This is a genomic window from Brasilonema bromeliae SPC951 (assembly GCF_012912135.1).
Lineage (GTDB): Bacteria > Cyanobacteriota > Cyanobacteriia > Cyanobacteriales > Nostocaceae > Brasilonema > Brasilonema bromeliae.
Genome location: NZ_QMEB01000169.1, coordinates 1 through 14,352 on the forward strand (window position 1 = coordinate 1; position 14,352 = coordinate 14,352).

Here is a 14,352-nt window from a genome sequence, read left to right on the forward strand (position 1 = left end):
CACGTCCGGATTTAACTGAGAGGTGCGCGGGATAATACCCGCCATCGACTCAACCTTATTAGGTGAAACTAGAGGCGGCGACAGAAAAAGTAAAAATATTGAGGATGAGTAAAAATGAAAACTGAACGTGAACGCGAACAATTAATTAAAGATATCAACGTACTGCTAAATCAAGCTTATGACTGTACCTTAGATGAAATACTGGCACTCTTACAAAATGTTGAAGATGAAGAGGATGAAGAGGATTTAAAATCTGTTAAAGAAGCCAGAGAAGAGATACGCTTACACGGTACATTCTCTTGGGAAGAAATTAAAAAAGAAATTGCTGAAGAGAGAAAACAAGACGTGGCTTAATTGATGACTTACACAGTTGAATTCTCTCCTAGTGCAAGAAAGATGTTTAAGAAATTACCTCAAGACTTGCAAGACCGTATACAACCTAAAATAGATGCTTTAGCCACAGAACCCCGTCCTAGTGGAGTTAAAAAGTTAAAAGGCGAAGAGAATACTTATCGAATTAGAGTTGGCAGTTATCGAGTAGTTTATGAAATAGAAGATGATGTATTGTTGGTTACTGTGATTAGAGTGGGTGGTCGTGGGGAGGTTTATAACTAATAACTGTTAAAGACTTTCTAAACTATTTAATACCTCTGTAGCCGACTGATATCTTAAATTGCAGTTTTGATTCACCATTCTATTTAATACCGCAGCAAATTTGTCACTGATTTCTGTTAAATCGTGCCAATTCTGCAAAGTACCATCTTGCCGAGATATAACCACCCTTAAAGTATTAAAGTCTCTTTGGAACGTTTTAGGATGTCTCCCTGTTAAGGCTTGAATAGCGAGTATTCCCAACGCATAAATATCGCTGTTTAGTCTTGGTTGTCCGTTCGTTTGTTCGGGAGACACATAACCAGGAGTACCAATTGCGACTGTATTATTTGGCTGGTGAGTTTGAATCTGCTTGACCGCACCAAAATCAATTAAAATGATTCGTCCATCACTTTCTCGCCTGATTAAATTACTAGGTTTGATATCTCGATGGATGACATTATAACCGTGAACAAAAACAAGTATCAGCAAAACTTCTTTAAGTAGAGATACAACATCAGCTTCTGCAAACTTTTTATTAGGAGTAATCTCTTTTTCTAGGGAATTCCCTTTGATAAATTCTTGAATTAAATAAAATTCTTGATTTTCTTCAAAATAAGCCAATAATTGAGGAATCTGCTCATGCTGACCCAGAACTTCTAAAATTTCTGCTTCAGTGTTGAAAAGTCGTCTAGCAACCCTTAAAAAACTTTCTTCTTGATGAGCGGGTCGTAATTGCTTGACCACACATTGAGGATGACTAGGACGCTGAGTATCTTGAGCTAAATAAGTTTCACTAAATCCTCCATGACCTAGAGGTTCGATGATTTTATAGCGTCTTTTCAGCAGGTGCATCTGGGAGGGAATTTGAGGTGGTGTTGTTAGACCTGAGGAATTATTGCTCTGGCTTATAAATGCTTGCAGTTGGATAATGGCTTCTTCTTGCTGCTGAACCTGTTGTGCTATTTTTTCTTTCTCTTGCTGACTCTGATATAGCGTGTAACCAAGAACGCTACCAGCTGCTAACACCAACCCCAGTGCTGGCGAGACGACTGGAATCCATCCTGCTTGGGTAAAAATAAAAAAGTTACCAGCAAATAATACTACAAGACCTGTTCCACCAACAATTGCTAGATATAAAGGATGCTGAATGCGTGATGCAATTATACCTCCAGTTAAACTCCATACCAAAATCCAAACCACTTCACCCCATTCAGGCAAAAACCAAAATAGAGTTTGTTTGTTATTGAGAACAGCACTAAGAATTTGACTGACACTTTGGGCATGAATCTCCACTCCCGCCATTCTACCGGATGTGTCTGACTTGCCAGTGCTTAGTGGTGTATTGAAAATATCCTTTAAACTGGGTGCGGTTGAACCAATCAAGATGATGCGGTTTTTCACTAAATCAGAACCAACTTTATCCTCAAGCACATTTGTTAGAGTAACTTTTTTAGCTACCTGAGATGAACGGTAGTTGAGGATAATTTGGTAACCACCAGTATCTATATTTTGATAACCACCAGAATTACTTTCTAGACGTTTAAATACAGTCTTGTCAAGTTTCAACTCTTGGTTGGGAGTAGATTGCAGTCGGATGCCTTCAAGTTCCAAGTATTTTAGTGCTAGTTGTAAACTTAAGGAATATTGTGCTGCACAAGCGTCATTTGCTGCTGGGTCAGACAACAGTAAATTGCGACGTATTGTACTATCAGAATCTTCTACAACATCAATAAATCCGACTTCCCATGACTTAATTCCCTCAGGAGGAGATACTCCACGCTCATTTTTATCATTATGTTTGCAAATTGGAATAATAATATCGCTCTGTTGCAAACGTTTCAATAACTTGTTGTGACCAGGTTCAATGGGCAAGTCACGATAAATGTCAAGACCAATTGCTCGCGGTTGATATTGCTCAAGTTTACCCAAGAGATTGTCGAGAACTTCCCCCGATAAACGGTCTGAAGTGGGCGATTTCCATTTTTTGATGTCATCTTCAGTGACTGCAACAATCAACAGGCGGGAATCTGAACCAGAATCTACTCGCATTTGCATCATCTGGTCAAAAAGTCTGATTTCTAATGGTTCTAACACTCCTAGCCGTTGAACGGCAAACAGTAAACCTGTGACAATGACGCTAGAAAAAACTGTTGATAATGTGAAGAAATTTTTCATAACGGTTGCTGTCAAGCATATAATTATAGCAGTTTTCACTTGAGTGAAATACACTATCTTAGATCTTGCACCTATCCATATATAGCGGTTCTCTGTAGGGTGGGCATTGCTCGCTGATATCTTAAATGTCCATTACATAAGCTATTATGGGCAATGCCCACCTTACGATTTGTGGTCTAATCATCTGAAAAGCACTGTAAGCCTGGGCTTAGTCAAAAACAGCGCAATAAAGTTATATGATTTTTTATTAACTTTTCTCAAGAAAATAAGGGCTTTAGGCTTCGTATTGAGTGTGAAAATAATATCAGGTTCGCTTAAACACTTATAATATCTGTAGGTTGGGGAGGACAGTGCCGGGCGTAGTCGCCGAGGTCTTGGGGGTTTCCACGCCAGGTGCTACAACGGGGGGAACCCCAACGCCAGATACCAAGTGAGGGAAACCCTCCTGCAGTACTGGCTCCGCAACGCACTGGCTCCCCATGAGGAACTGCCGAAAGGGTTTCCCGACAGTCGCGCACCTGTCCGTTGAGCCAGCGCGAATGACGCTCTCCCTCACTTGGCGACTGGCGTTTGAGGGACGAAACCTCAGCCAGTGCTGCATAAGCTCGCATCCGCAAAGGTAGACGGGTGTCAAAACGCAATTGTAGCTCGTTCAACACCAGAAACTCCCCGATTTGCGGATGGTAAACTCTTACGACGACATCGCTTTCACGGCTAATCCACTGAAACTCACAGGCAAGAATTTCTCGTGCTAAAACATCGGGGGACTGCGTTACCCATTTCACCCAACCATCTGGTGCTAGACTAATCAAACGCTTCCCACCGATGTCTGTTGCTTTAGCCATGTTTTTCCATTCTTCGTACCCTTAAGTGGTATACTCCGCGTTAATCTTCACGTAGTCATAACTCAAGTCACAGCCCCAAGCCTTACCTGAACTAGAACCGTTGCCAATACTGACGGAAATAATCACTGGATTATCAATTCTTTGCTTGATGGTACTACGATCGACTGAGAGATCGTTGCTCATGTTTGTAGCTACCAAGTCTTTTGGCACAGAAGCATCTGCTGCAGCTTGTTTCAAATATTCACTTGCAGCTTTCTTATCAAATGGTAATGGTTGACCATTCTCCATCAGCAAGATATCTCCTAACTTTATTTTCAGGTTTTCTTGCTCAAAAGGAACTCCCGCACGTCCGGCGGCTGCGGCGATACGTCCCCAGTTGGGATCGCGTCCAAAGATGGCAGACTTGACAAGAGAAGAACCTGCAATGGTTTTGGCAACTTGACGGGCTGCTTGTTCATCCTGTGCCCCTGTGACTTGCACTTCTATAAGACAAGTTGCGCCTTCACCGTCACGGGCGATCGCCTTCGCCAAATGCTGGCACACTGCTGTTAACATTGCCTCTAATTTTTCGGCTTCTGCCCCCATTTCGGTAATTGCTGGGGTGCGGGATTGACCGTTGGCAAGAGCGATTAAACTGTCATTAGTACTCGTATCCCCATCAACAGTGATGGAATTGAAACTTCTATCAGCCGCGCGACTCAACATTTGTTGCCAGAGAGTGGGAGACACAGCTGCATCACAAGTTACAAATGCTAGCATTGTTGCCATGTTGGGATGAATCATCCCAGAACCTTTGGCGATACCTCCAATTCGTACTGGGCGATCGCCCATCATTGTCTCCAAAGCAATAGATTTTCTCACCAAGTCTGTGGTAATTATCGCACCAGCTGCTGCATCTGACCCTGTTTCCGAAAGTGCTGCAACGACTTTGGGTATTCCTGCTTTGAGTGCATCCATACGAATGCGTTGCCCAATCACACCCGTGGAAGCGAGTAGCACCGATTCTGAGGGAATGTTGAGTGCTTGCGCTACTGCCATTGCTGATTCTATCGCGTCTAACCAGCCTTGATGACCAGTTGCAGCGTTGGCTTGTCCAGCGTTGCAAAGGATAGCACGGGCGCTATGCTTTGCTTGCAAGCTTTGACGGCAATAATCCACACAGGCAGCTTTAACATGACTGATGGTGAAGACACCTGCGGCGATCGCCTCCACATCTGAGACTATCAAAGCCAAATCGGGCAATCCTGATGGTTTCAACCCTGCTGCAATTCCTGCTGAGCGATACCCTCTAGGTGCTGTGATACCACCACTAATTTCCTGCCAGTCTGCCATTGTTTTCCCCCGTTTGATCAAAACGCCAGATTTTTGTTTATGACGTTCAGCATTCTGAGTTCTTGTCAATGGTGATTATACCAAGCTTTTGGTTCTACTTTCCGTTTTGAAACTCTTGACAAAGTAGCAGCCATTCATCGCTAATAATTATTAAACAAATAAAAAGAGAGCCACTTGGGCAGCTCTCCAGATCATCAGGGTGCATCTTTGTATATCATATTAATACATAAGGGGGGTGATTGGCTAGACCCCTCATTTATTTTTTTTTTCAGAAATTCTTCAGAGGACACCAAACCCAAAAAGGGGATAAAAAAAATAGAGAGCCACTTGGGTAGCTCTCCAGATCATCAGGGTGCATCTACATAACATAGTATAGCACTTTCTGACTGAGGGGCAAGACCCCTCACCCCCTTTTTTCAAAATTTTTTTTGAGACAATTCAAAAATCACCATACTGAGTATCTTCCAGCAGATGCTTATTGCGAAAAATGAAGTCTAGAAATATTAGATTTTCGTAATGTTGGTAATACAACCCGATGATTGTTGAGAATGGATCAGAGATTACGAGAGCAACTTGATACTCCCACCTCATCCAAATTTCGGTGTTGCACTTGGGGAAATGTGAATCACGCAATGGCATAGAGTGCCCGCCCGTTTGGGGCGAATGATTTTTGCACCTTCCTGATGTCAGCTTTAGGAACTGAACACTTATCTCAAAATTAATAAGCTCTTAAAACCTAGTTAATACTCAGTTGATAAGTTAATCTTGCCACAAAAGTCGTAAGTCACAAGTAAAAAGGCTTTTCTGTGTGGCTTTTTGACGTCAGCCTTGTACTTCAAGCACGAACAATGTGCTGTCTCAAACAAGATCAAGTTAGCAATGAGTCCGTTTTTATCCAGCTTTTAGTTTTCCCTGTATTTCAACAATCTCCAATTAAGGATACATATGGAACGTTTTCAGTTTGAGCGCTTACTAGCTACTAAACACAAGCGACGACGCTTTCTCATTGGTACTCTTGGTGTAAGTGCAAGTGTCATTGCGAGTCAATGGACTCACAGAGTTGTTGCACAGCCTAGTTTTTCTGGTTATCCGTTCAGTCTCGGGATTGCTTCTGGTGAACCCTTACCAGATGGTATTGTGCTATGGACGCGGCTTGCTCCAGAACCGTTAAATGGTGGTGGAATGCCGTCTGTGAATGTGCCTGTACAGTGGCAAGTTGCTTTGGATGAAAACATGAGAAATGTTGTGCGACGGGGTACGGCGATCGCCACTCCCGAATTTGCACACTCTGTGCATGTAGAAGTCGGTGGGTTGCAGCCTGATCGTTGGTATTGGTATCAGTTCAAAGCAGGTAATGAAGTCAGTAGCATCGGACGTACTCGTACAGCGCCAGCACGCGATACACGTGTTGCTCAGTTCCGCTTTGGCTTTGTTAACTGTCAGGATTGGCAAAACGGTTACTACACGGCTTACCAGGGCTTGGCTCAAGAGGAACTAGATTTGGTCGTTCACTTGGGTGACTATATATATGAGTATGGACCACAACCAGGAGGTCCACGTCAACATAATAGTCCTGAAATCGTCACTCTTGCTGATTATCGAAACCGTCATGCTCTTTACAAAACTGACGCCAACCTGCAAGCAGCTCATGCTGCTTTTCCTTGGATAGTTACTTGGGACGATCATGAAGTAGAAAATAACTACGCCAGCTTTATTCCAGAAGAAAATCAAAGTCAACAGGAGTTTGTCACACGTCGTGCCAACGCTTACCAAGCTTACTACGAACATATGCCCCTACGTCGGTTATCGCTGCCTCGTGGTCCGTATCTACAGCTGTATCGGCGTTTTACTTTCGGGGACATAGCTGAGTTTAACGTGCTAGATACCCGTCAGTACCGCAGCGATCAACCTTGCGATGACGGCTTAAAACCCCGTTGTTCTGAAGCTTTTGATCCAAATGCGACTATGACTGGTACAAAGCAAGAACAGTGGCTATTTCGAGGTTTGAGCAAGTCCCAAGCTCGCTGGAATGTTATTGCTCAGCAAACTATGATGGCACAATATAACTTTGATGCGCGTCCAGGGCAAGAAGTTTTCAATTTGGATCAGTGGGATGGTTATGTGGCTGCGCGCGATCGCCTCTTGAAATTTCTACAACAACAGCAACCCAGCAATCCAGTTGTCATTACTGGCGACATTCATTCGAGTTGGGTACACGACTTAAAAACGGATTTCAACAATCCAAACTCCCCCACTGTCGGAACTGAGTTCGTAGGTACCTCAATTTCTTCCGATTTTCCTGAAGCTTTTATTCCCCCAACAGTAGCAGCTTTAAGCGCCAATCCTCATACCAAATTCTTTGACGGCAAAAACCGGGGCTATGTGCGTTGTCATCTGACACAAAATACTTGGCAAAGTGACTACCGGGTTGTTTCCACGATTCGTGAACCGAATGCAACTATCAGCACTCTCGCTTCGTTTGTCGTTCCAAACGGGCGAGCTGGTGCCCAACAAACCTAGTACGTATGCGCAAAGGGTGGGAACGCAGTTGCCTACGGAGGAGCCAATGCGCTTTTGAAGTCTGACTCTGTACAAGTACCCACCTATGCAGGTGATTGCCCAAGTGGAGCAGAATAGACGCTTTTGTTTCCTAAAGCGTCTATTCTCCATCAAAAACGGTATACTTTACATCAAAATAATATAAGCCTGAACTTTTTGATTCCTAATTGGTAGTAAAAACCCATGCAGTTGAAAGAGCACGCTATGCTGGAATTGCGCTAAGCCTATAGGGAAAGGAAGACTGCTTACAAATGTCGGACAATCGTTTGTCTTCGGGAATTTCGGGTTTAGACGAAGTTCTCTACGGTGGTTATGTTCCAGGTCGCGCCTACTTAATTAGAGGTGGACCTGGGGCTGGCAAAACAACGCTGGGAATGCATTTTTTAACAACCGGGGCAGCAAGAGGCGAACAGGTTTTGTTCATTACCCTGGCAGAAACCGTCACACAACTGAGGCGAACATCCGAAGGGCTGGGATTTGACCTAGAAAACATCACCTTTCTTGACCTCAGCCCCACACCTGAATTTTTCACCCAAGTTCAGACTTACGATATTTTCTCACCGGCTGAGGTAGAACGTGAACCGACAACCCGTCGAATTGTACAGCAGGTAGAAGCCCTCAAGCCGCAGCGCATTTTTATTGATTCGATGACACAGTTTCGCTACCTTGCAACCGATGCGTTTCAGTTTCGTAAGCAAGTGCTGTCGTTTCTGAGATTTTTGGTCGAGCAAGACATCACTGTTCTATTCACCTCAGAAAGCAGTGAAGAAGCGCCCGATGATGATTTACAGTTTATGAGTGATGGAGTACTTAATCTAAACTTCAGCCAGAATGAGCGCACGCTGTGTATCTCCAAATTTCGGGGAAGTGACTTTCAAAACGGCAATCATGCAATTCGCCTAACCAGCACAGGAATGCAGCTCTTCCCCCGGTTAATACCACAAATTTACGGACAAGCTTTTACTACTGAAGTGATCTCCTCTGGGATTCCGGAAATCGACGAGTTGCTACACGGTGGGATTGAGCGCAGCACCATTACCATTATCAGCGGTCCCAGTGGCGTGGGTAAAAGTACGTTGGGACTCCAGTTTATGAAAGAGGCTGCCGGACGGGGGGAACATTCGGTCATTTATACTTTCGAGGAAAGAAAGGAAACGCTGCTGCACCGTGCAGAAGGGATTAACATTGCAGTTCATGCAATGCAGGAGCGCGGGACACTCTCAGTCGTACAAGTGGAGCCGCTGTATTATACATCCGATGAATTTGCTAACCTTGTGCGTCAGGAAGTAGAGCAAAAACAGGCGCGGATTGTCATGATCGATAGTGTGTCCGGCTATCGGCTTTCGGTGCGCGGGCAAGACTTGACAACCCATATTCATGCGCTATGCAAGTATTTGCAAAACATGGGTGTTGCTGTACTGCTGATTAACGAGGTTGAAACGATTACAGGGGAATTTCGAGTTACAGAAATTGGCATTAGCTATCTGGCAGACACGATTATATTTTTGCGTTACTTAGAAATGCAAGGCGAACTGCGACGGGCGATCGGCGTTCTCAAGAAGCGGATGACCGACTTTGAGAAAACCCTGCGCGAATTTAAAATTAGTCGGTACGGAATTAAAGTCGGCGATCCACTCACACACCTCCGGGGTATATTGACTGGGGTGCCCGAATTACTTGAGGATAAACCGTGATTAATAGCTTGTGTCGTTTAGCCATAACAAACCTTTGCAGCAGCATTGCCAGTTAGCAAGGTGTAAGAGCGATGAGTATAATTTTAGTTTTTGTAGAGCAATCTGAGAATCGCCGCTTGCTGGCAGAGTGGCTGGGAATGTCTTACAAGGTTGTGGTTCCAGACTTAGTGGTACAGTCAGGAAAAGCTGTACCACTTTTAGATGAGCCATTTGACTTATGCATTCTTGATGGTCCAGCACTGGACTACATGTGGGAGTGGGTGCAAGCGAGAAAACACAAAGAGCAACCCGTTTTTCTGCCGTTTTTGCTGATTACAGTCCGCTCTGATGTCAAACTATTGACACGGAATTTGTGGCAAAGTATTGATGAGCTGATTACAAAACCAATTGAAAAGCTAGAGTTGCATGCACGAATTGAAATGCTGTTGCGATCGCGGCGGCTTTCACTACAGCTTGAGACTGCACTCAAGCAAGAACGCGAACTTAAAGAACAAAAATCGCGCTTTATCTCAATGGTTTCCCATGAATTTCGCAACCCACTAAATACCATTGCTGGTTTCACTCGTTTGCTAGAACAAGACAAACTATCTCAAGAAAAGAGAGCGGACTTTTTTCAACGTATCCAAGCTGCTGTTCGCCGCATGGTTGCCTTGCTAGATGATGTCTTGATCCTAAGCAAATCTGAAGCGAATCATCTAACGTATAATCCCATTAGGTTAGCGATTGAGCCTTTCTGCCGCAAGCTGATCGAAGAAATCAAATTCAGCATATCCACTGGTCACACTATTGATTTCAATTGCGAGGATGAATGTTTCACAGTTTATATAGACGAAGCCGTAGTGCGGCACGTTTTGACCAATCTATTATCTAATGCCATTAAATACTCACCACCCGACAGCACAGTTGGGCTTAAATTGCAATGTCAATCGGAAACAGTGATATTTCAAGTACAGGATCAGGGCGTCGGTATTGCGCCAGCAGATCAACAACGACTGTTTGAATCCTTTTTTCGTGCTAGTAACGTTGGCAATATTCCTGGAACTGGATTAGGACTGGCGATTGTTAAACAGGTAGTTGAGCGATATGGCGGAACAATTACGGTAAAGAGCGAAATGAATGTTGGGACAACATTCACCGTAGCCCTGCCCATTCAGTAGCGAAATGTCTTGAGTGGCAATTGAACGATGAAGGTGCTGCCTTTACCAACTTCGCTTTGCACACAGAGGCTACCTCCATGTGCTTGAACAATAGCAGTCGCGATCGCCAGTCCTAATCCTGATCCACCAGTGGTACGCGAGCGATCGCTATTCACCCGATAAAAGCGATTAAAAATCCGCTTTTGCTCACCAGGTGCAATGCCAATCCCTGTATCTTGAACTTCAATTACAGCATGACCGTTGTTGCGTTTGAGAATGACAGTGACATAACCACCGGCTCTAGTGTATTTTATGGCATTAGCAATTAAATTAGAAAGCAGACGTAAAAGTTGGTCTTCATCCCCCATCACATACAACGGTTGATGGCATAGAACTGAAGATGTTAATTGTAAAGAAGCTGCACTTGCTAACGCGGAAAACTCTTCTATAAGGTCATTAATCAAAATGTTGAGACAGCAAGGTTCCCATTGTGTTGTCAGCTCTTGCTGATCCAATCGAGACAGTAGCAGTAAATCACCAACCAGTTCAGCGAGTCGGTAATTTTGACGTTGAATAGATGCCAGGGTATCTCGTGCTTCTGTAAGAGACAAATGCTCCGTATCAAGTACAGTTTCTACTGTTGCATTAATTGCTGCTAGAGGAGTACGCAACTCATGGGAAGCATCAGACGTAAACTGTTGCATTTGTTTGTATGACCTGTCAATTGGTCGCATCGCCAACCCCGCTAGCCACCAACTAGAACCACCAACGAGGAGTACTGTAATGGGCAATCCCAGCGCCAAAACCAATTTTAAAGCAGCGAGACGATTATCAAGCTCTTTGAGAGAGCGCCCCACCTGTATATAGCCCCAAACCTGATTATCTTGAGTATGCAACGGCAGAGACTTTTGATTATAACGATTGCCTTGCGGGTCTTTGACTGTTTGCCACACTTTTGTTTGCACAGTTGGTGGTAATTTGTCAGGCAGGAAACCAACCACAGCAATTAACCGTCCCGAACTATCGATAAAACGTATGTAATATTGCTTATCTCTGTGGATAGTACTAATAATGTCATCTTCAGCAAGGATGCGTTGTTTGTGCCCAAAGATTGTTTGGGTAGGACAACCGGACTCAATTACACAAGTATTGAGTAAAACTTGCTGAAAGATCGGCTCTATGCGACCGGGTTGTTTCAAATTCGGTTCAATGACATTATGCAGTGTGCCTGTCACAGACTCTAGTTCCCGTTTGATGGAAACTAAGTAAGCATCAACAATTACCTCATAAACGACGAAACCGCATAGAGTCAAAATCAGACCCATAACGACTGCATACCACAGAGCGAGCCAGGTGCGAGTCTGACGAAACAGTCTAATTTGCATCGCTGGAATTGAAACGATAGCCCATACTGGGGATAGTTTCGATAAAACCATCACAACCAAGTTCTGACAATTTACGTCGCAACAGTCGGATTTGAGCTGCCACCACATTACTAATACGTTCTGCATTCAACGTATAAAGATGGCTCAAAAGTTGCTCGCGGCTAACAATTTGGTTGGGACGTTTCATGAAGTATTCCAACAGATGAAATTCCTTCTTCGTTAAAGAAATGACCTGACTATTACCATTGGGCTGTTGATAACAAGCCGTACCACTACCGTAATCTAAAATAAGACTACCAACTTGAAGTTGCTGAGGTTGAAACTGGGGCGATCGCCTTTGCAATGCTCGCAGCCGCGCCAGCAGTTCCGCCATCCCAAATGGTTTGACCAAATAATCATCAGCCCCTGCATCCAGTCCAGCCACCTTATCTGCCATACTGTCTTTAGCTGTAAGCATCAGCACGGGCAAGGGGTTGCCATGAACCCGTAATCGCTTGCAGAGTTCTAAACCCGATATTCCTGGCAGTAACCAATCAAAGATTGCCAGTGTATATTCCGTCCATTGGTTTTCCAGGCAAATCCAAGCTTCTGTGCCGTCTAAAATCCAGTCAACAATATATTTTTCTTTGCTCAATTTTCGTTGAATCGATGCGCCTAGATCTGGCTCATCTTCAACTAGCAGAACTTTCATAACGAGCAGATATACCTTTGAAGTTTGTTCATCAATAAACTTTAAGCGTAGCTACACCAATAGATAGCTCTGTATTAATGCTAACAATAAGAGCGGAAATTTTGTATAGCTTATCAGCAGCAGTTACTGCTGTTTTTTACGTTATTCATTTTAAGAGTCGGCGTAGTTCCAGAAGTAACTGGAATGACACTACTGTTTAATAGTTTGACAGACTGAAATGAAATTCGGATGAAATTTTATACTGTTGAAGCAGATTTTTGCAAAAATGGCGGACTACTAGCTTTGAAAAGGTCTGCGGAAGCGCTTCTCCAGTCTATCCCAGTGTATAGTCACTGTATTTCCTCTCTGTTGTTGTTGCTCTGCCCACATTGATAACCAGTCAAGGCAAGAGTGGTCAATATAAGCCAAATTCTCAAGGTGAACATACAACTCGGTATCTGCTGGCATTTGCTCTAGAACAGAAGCCATCTTTGGCAGCCGAATAAATGTTGCAGTTCCTTCTATGTGGATATCAATTCGGCGATTTTTTTCGTCCCTCTCAAGGTATATATTTAGGTAGGATATTTTGTAAATTAGCGCTATTGTGGTCAGCACAATGCCAATCAGCACACCCGTAAGCAGATCGGCAGCTACAATTCCAATAAAGGTTGCAAAGAAAATGACTACAGGCACACGCCCGTACTGTTTGAGTTTGCGGATGTTCTCTACTTCCACCAACTTGTAGCCTGTAACAACCAGAATTGCAGCGAGGCTGGACATGGGAATCATCTTTAGTAAACCAGGTGCGGCAACTACCAAGACAAGTATCCATACACCATGAAGTATTGCTGACAGTCTTGTTTTAGCCCCTGCTTTGACGTTCACAGAGCTACGGACAATCACTCCTGTCATTGGTAAGACTCCTAGCGCCCCGCAAACCATGTTACCAAAACCTTGTGCAGCTAATTCGCGGTCAAAATCTGTTTTTGAGCCTTGGTGCAGCCGATCCACTGCTGCTGCTGAGAGTAGGCTTTCCGCACTGGCAATGAAGGCAATTGCCGCAGCTGATATCAGTAGCGGTGGATTGATCAGGCGAATCAAGTTGGCAGGTGTTGGGACTTGAATGACTTCGGTTAGATTTGCAGGTAGATCAACATAAGGAATTGGCAGATGGAACAGGTTGGCTAGAGTGCTGGCAACTACCACAGCAATTAATGCTCCAGGTATCAGCTTTAAGCTTCGCGGCTTGAATTTATCCCACAGCAGAAGCACGATTAAGGTGGTGACACCAATAGCAGCAGCCATCAAATGGCTAATATTGTCATAGTCAAAAAAAGTATGGTAAAGGGATATGGGAATCGAAATTAGATTCTCAATTCCAGTAGCACGCGGCTTTTCTTTAAGCATCACATGGAATTGGGAAGCGAAAATTAACACGCCAATACCTGCAAGCATCCCATAAATAACTGCTGGAGATATGGCGCGGAATATTTTACCAAACTTAAAGACTCCCGCCAGCAACTGTATCAAACCTGCCAGGAGTATAACCGGACCGAGCATTTCGATTCCATTATTCTGAACTAGTTCTGCAACAATAACCGCTAGCCCAGCTGCAGGTCCACTGACTTGCAATGCTGAACCAGAAATAGTCCCGACAACTATTCCACCTATTATTCCTGTCACCAAACCACGAGCCGGAGGAACTCCTGAAGCGATCGCAATCCCCATCGACAGTGGAAGAGCAACGAGAAACACAACGAAAGACGCTACTATATCTTTGCTCAAAGAACGTTTAAGTTTATTAGTTTTAAGCTTTTTCATGACAAAATTCCCGAAAAACTACTTTTCTGCTTCAGTATTTGCATTAATCCAAGTAATGCTATATTCGCTTTTATCAATGGACTAAATGAGCATTTTTACTACTCATTTTGGAAGCTATTTTTTTGATTTTTGACAGTGAAT

10 protein-coding genes and 1 pseudogene are annotated in these 14,352 nt (G+C 43.8%); 5 read left to right on the forward strand and 6 right to left on the reverse strand.

All coding sequences use genetic code 11. The features are described from left to right. Positions 1-114: 114 nt before the first annotated feature. Positions 115-354: a hypothetical protein gene (locus DP116_RS19440; RefSeq protein ID WP_169156739.1), complete on the forward strand. Its 240-nt coding sequence runs from the start codon at positions 115-117 to the stop codon at positions 352-354. 3 nt (positions 355-357) lie between these two features. After that, positions 358-615, forward strand: coding sequence for a type II toxin-antitoxin system RelE family toxin (locus DP116_RS19445; RefSeq protein ID WP_169156740.1), 258 nt, complete (start codon positions 358-360; stop codon positions 613-615). Between the two features lie 6 nt (positions 616-621). Here DP116_RS19445 and DP116_RS19450 read toward each other — a convergent pair whose 3' ends face one another. From DP116_RS19450 to argJ, 3 genes and pseudogenes are all read right to left on the reverse strand, one after another. Next, positions 622-2,769 (reverse strand): CHASE2 domain-containing serine/threonine-protein kinase, encoded by a 2,148-nt coding sequence (locus tag DP116_RS19450; RefSeq protein WP_169156741.1) that lies wholly within the window; start codon positions 2,767-2,769, stop codon positions 622-624. A gap of 584 nt (positions 2,770-3,353) precedes the next feature. Beyond that, positions 3,354-3,614: pseudogene (locus DP116_RS19455) on the reverse strand (DUF4351 domain-containing protein); the annotation flags it as partial. Between the two features lie 21 nt (positions 3,615-3,635). Then, positions 3,636-4,946, reverse strand: a complete 1,311-nt coding sequence (gene argJ / locus DP116_RS19460; protein WP_169156742.1) for a bifunctional ornithine acetyltransferase/N-acetylglutamate synthase — start codon at positions 4,944-4,946, stop codon at positions 3,636-3,638. Positions 4,947-5,891: 945 nt separating this feature from the next. Between argJ and DP116_RS19465 the strand changes: the two genes are divergently transcribed. From DP116_RS19465 to DP116_RS19475, 3 genes are all read left to right on the forward strand, one after another. Then, positions 5,892-7,466 (forward strand): alkaline phosphatase D family protein, encoded by a 1,575-nt coding sequence (locus DP116_RS19465; protein WP_169156743.1) that lies wholly within the window; start codon positions 5,892-5,894, stop codon positions 7,464-7,466. Between the two features lie 290 nt (positions 7,467-7,756). Next, positions 7,757-9,199: an ATPase domain-containing protein gene (locus DP116_RS19470; protein WP_169156744.1), complete on the forward strand. Its 1,443-nt coding sequence runs from the start codon at positions 7,757-7,759 to the stop codon at positions 9,197-9,199. A gap of 71 nt (positions 9,200-9,270) precedes the next feature. Further along, positions 9,271-10,356 carry a hybrid sensor histidine kinase/response regulator gene (locus DP116_RS19475; RefSeq protein WP_169156745.1) on the forward strand — a complete coding sequence of 362 codons (1,086 nt, stop codon included), beginning with the start codon at positions 9,271-9,273 and terminating at the stop codon, positions 10,354-10,356. Here DP116_RS19475 and rppB read toward each other — a convergent pair. From rppB to DP116_RS19490, 3 genes are all read right to left on the reverse strand, one after another. Continuing rightward, entirely contained in the window at positions 10,350-11,720 is a 1,371-nt protein-coding gene (gene rppB, locus DP116_RS19480; protein WP_169156746.1) for a two-component system sensor histidine kinase RppB, read from the reverse strand. The genes DP116_RS19475 and rppB overlap by 7 nt on opposite strands. Then, positions 11,710-12,411 (reverse strand): two-component system response regulator RppA, encoded by a 702-nt coding sequence (gene rppA / locus DP116_RS19485; RefSeq protein ID WP_169156747.1) that lies wholly within the window; start codon positions 12,409-12,411, stop codon positions 11,710-11,712. The genes rppB and rppA overlap by 11 nt, the downstream gene beginning before the upstream one ends. A 276-nt stretch (positions 12,412-12,687) precedes the next feature. Then, a complete protein-coding gene (locus DP116_RS19490; protein WP_169156748.1) occupies positions 12,688-14,211 on the reverse strand; it encodes a SulP family inorganic anion transporter in 1,524 nt (507 codons plus the stop codon). Positions 14,212-14,352: the final 141 nt, after the last annotated feature.

What these genes read in the sequence shown, in the direction of transcription:
- DP116_RS19440 (WP_169156739.1), top strand. Translation starts at nt 115, where the DNA reads ATGAAAACTGAACGTGAACGCGAACAATTAATTAAAGATATCAACGTA.
- DP116_RS19445 (WP_169156740.1), top strand. Translation starts at nt 358, where the DNA reads ATGACTTACACAGTTGAATTCTCTCCTAGTGCAAGAAAGATGTTTAAG.
- DP116_RS19450 (WP_169156741.1), bottom strand. Translation starts at nt 2,769, where the DNA reads ATGAAAAATTTCTTCACATTATCAACAGTTTTTTCTAGCGTCATTGTC.
- argJ (WP_169156742.1), bottom strand. Translation starts at nt 4,946, where the DNA reads ATGGCAGACTGGCAGGAAATTAGTGGTGGTATCACAGCACCTAGAGGG.
- DP116_RS19465 (WP_169156743.1), top strand. Translation starts at nt 5,892, where the DNA reads ATGGAACGTTTTCAGTTTGAGCGCTTACTAGCTACTAAACACAAGCGA.
- DP116_RS19470 (WP_169156744.1), top strand. Translation starts at nt 7,757, where the DNA reads ATGTCGGACAATCGTTTGTCTTCGGGAATTTCGGGTTTAGACGAAGTT.
- DP116_RS19475 (WP_169156745.1), top strand. Translation starts at nt 9,271, where the DNA reads ATGAGTATAATTTTAGTTTTTGTAGAGCAATCTGAGAATCGCCGCTTG.
- rppB (WP_169156746.1), bottom strand. Translation starts at nt 11,720, where the DNA reads ATGCAAATTAGACTGTTTCGTCAGACTCGCACCTGGCTCGCTCTGTGG.
- rppA (WP_169156747.1), bottom strand. Translation starts at nt 12,411, where the DNA reads ATGAAAGTTCTGCTAGTTGAAGATGAGCCAGATCTAGGCGCATCGATT.
- DP116_RS19490 (WP_169156748.1), bottom strand. Translation starts at nt 14,211, where the DNA reads ATGAAAAAGCTTAAAACTAATAAACTTAAACGTTCTTTGAGCAAAGAT.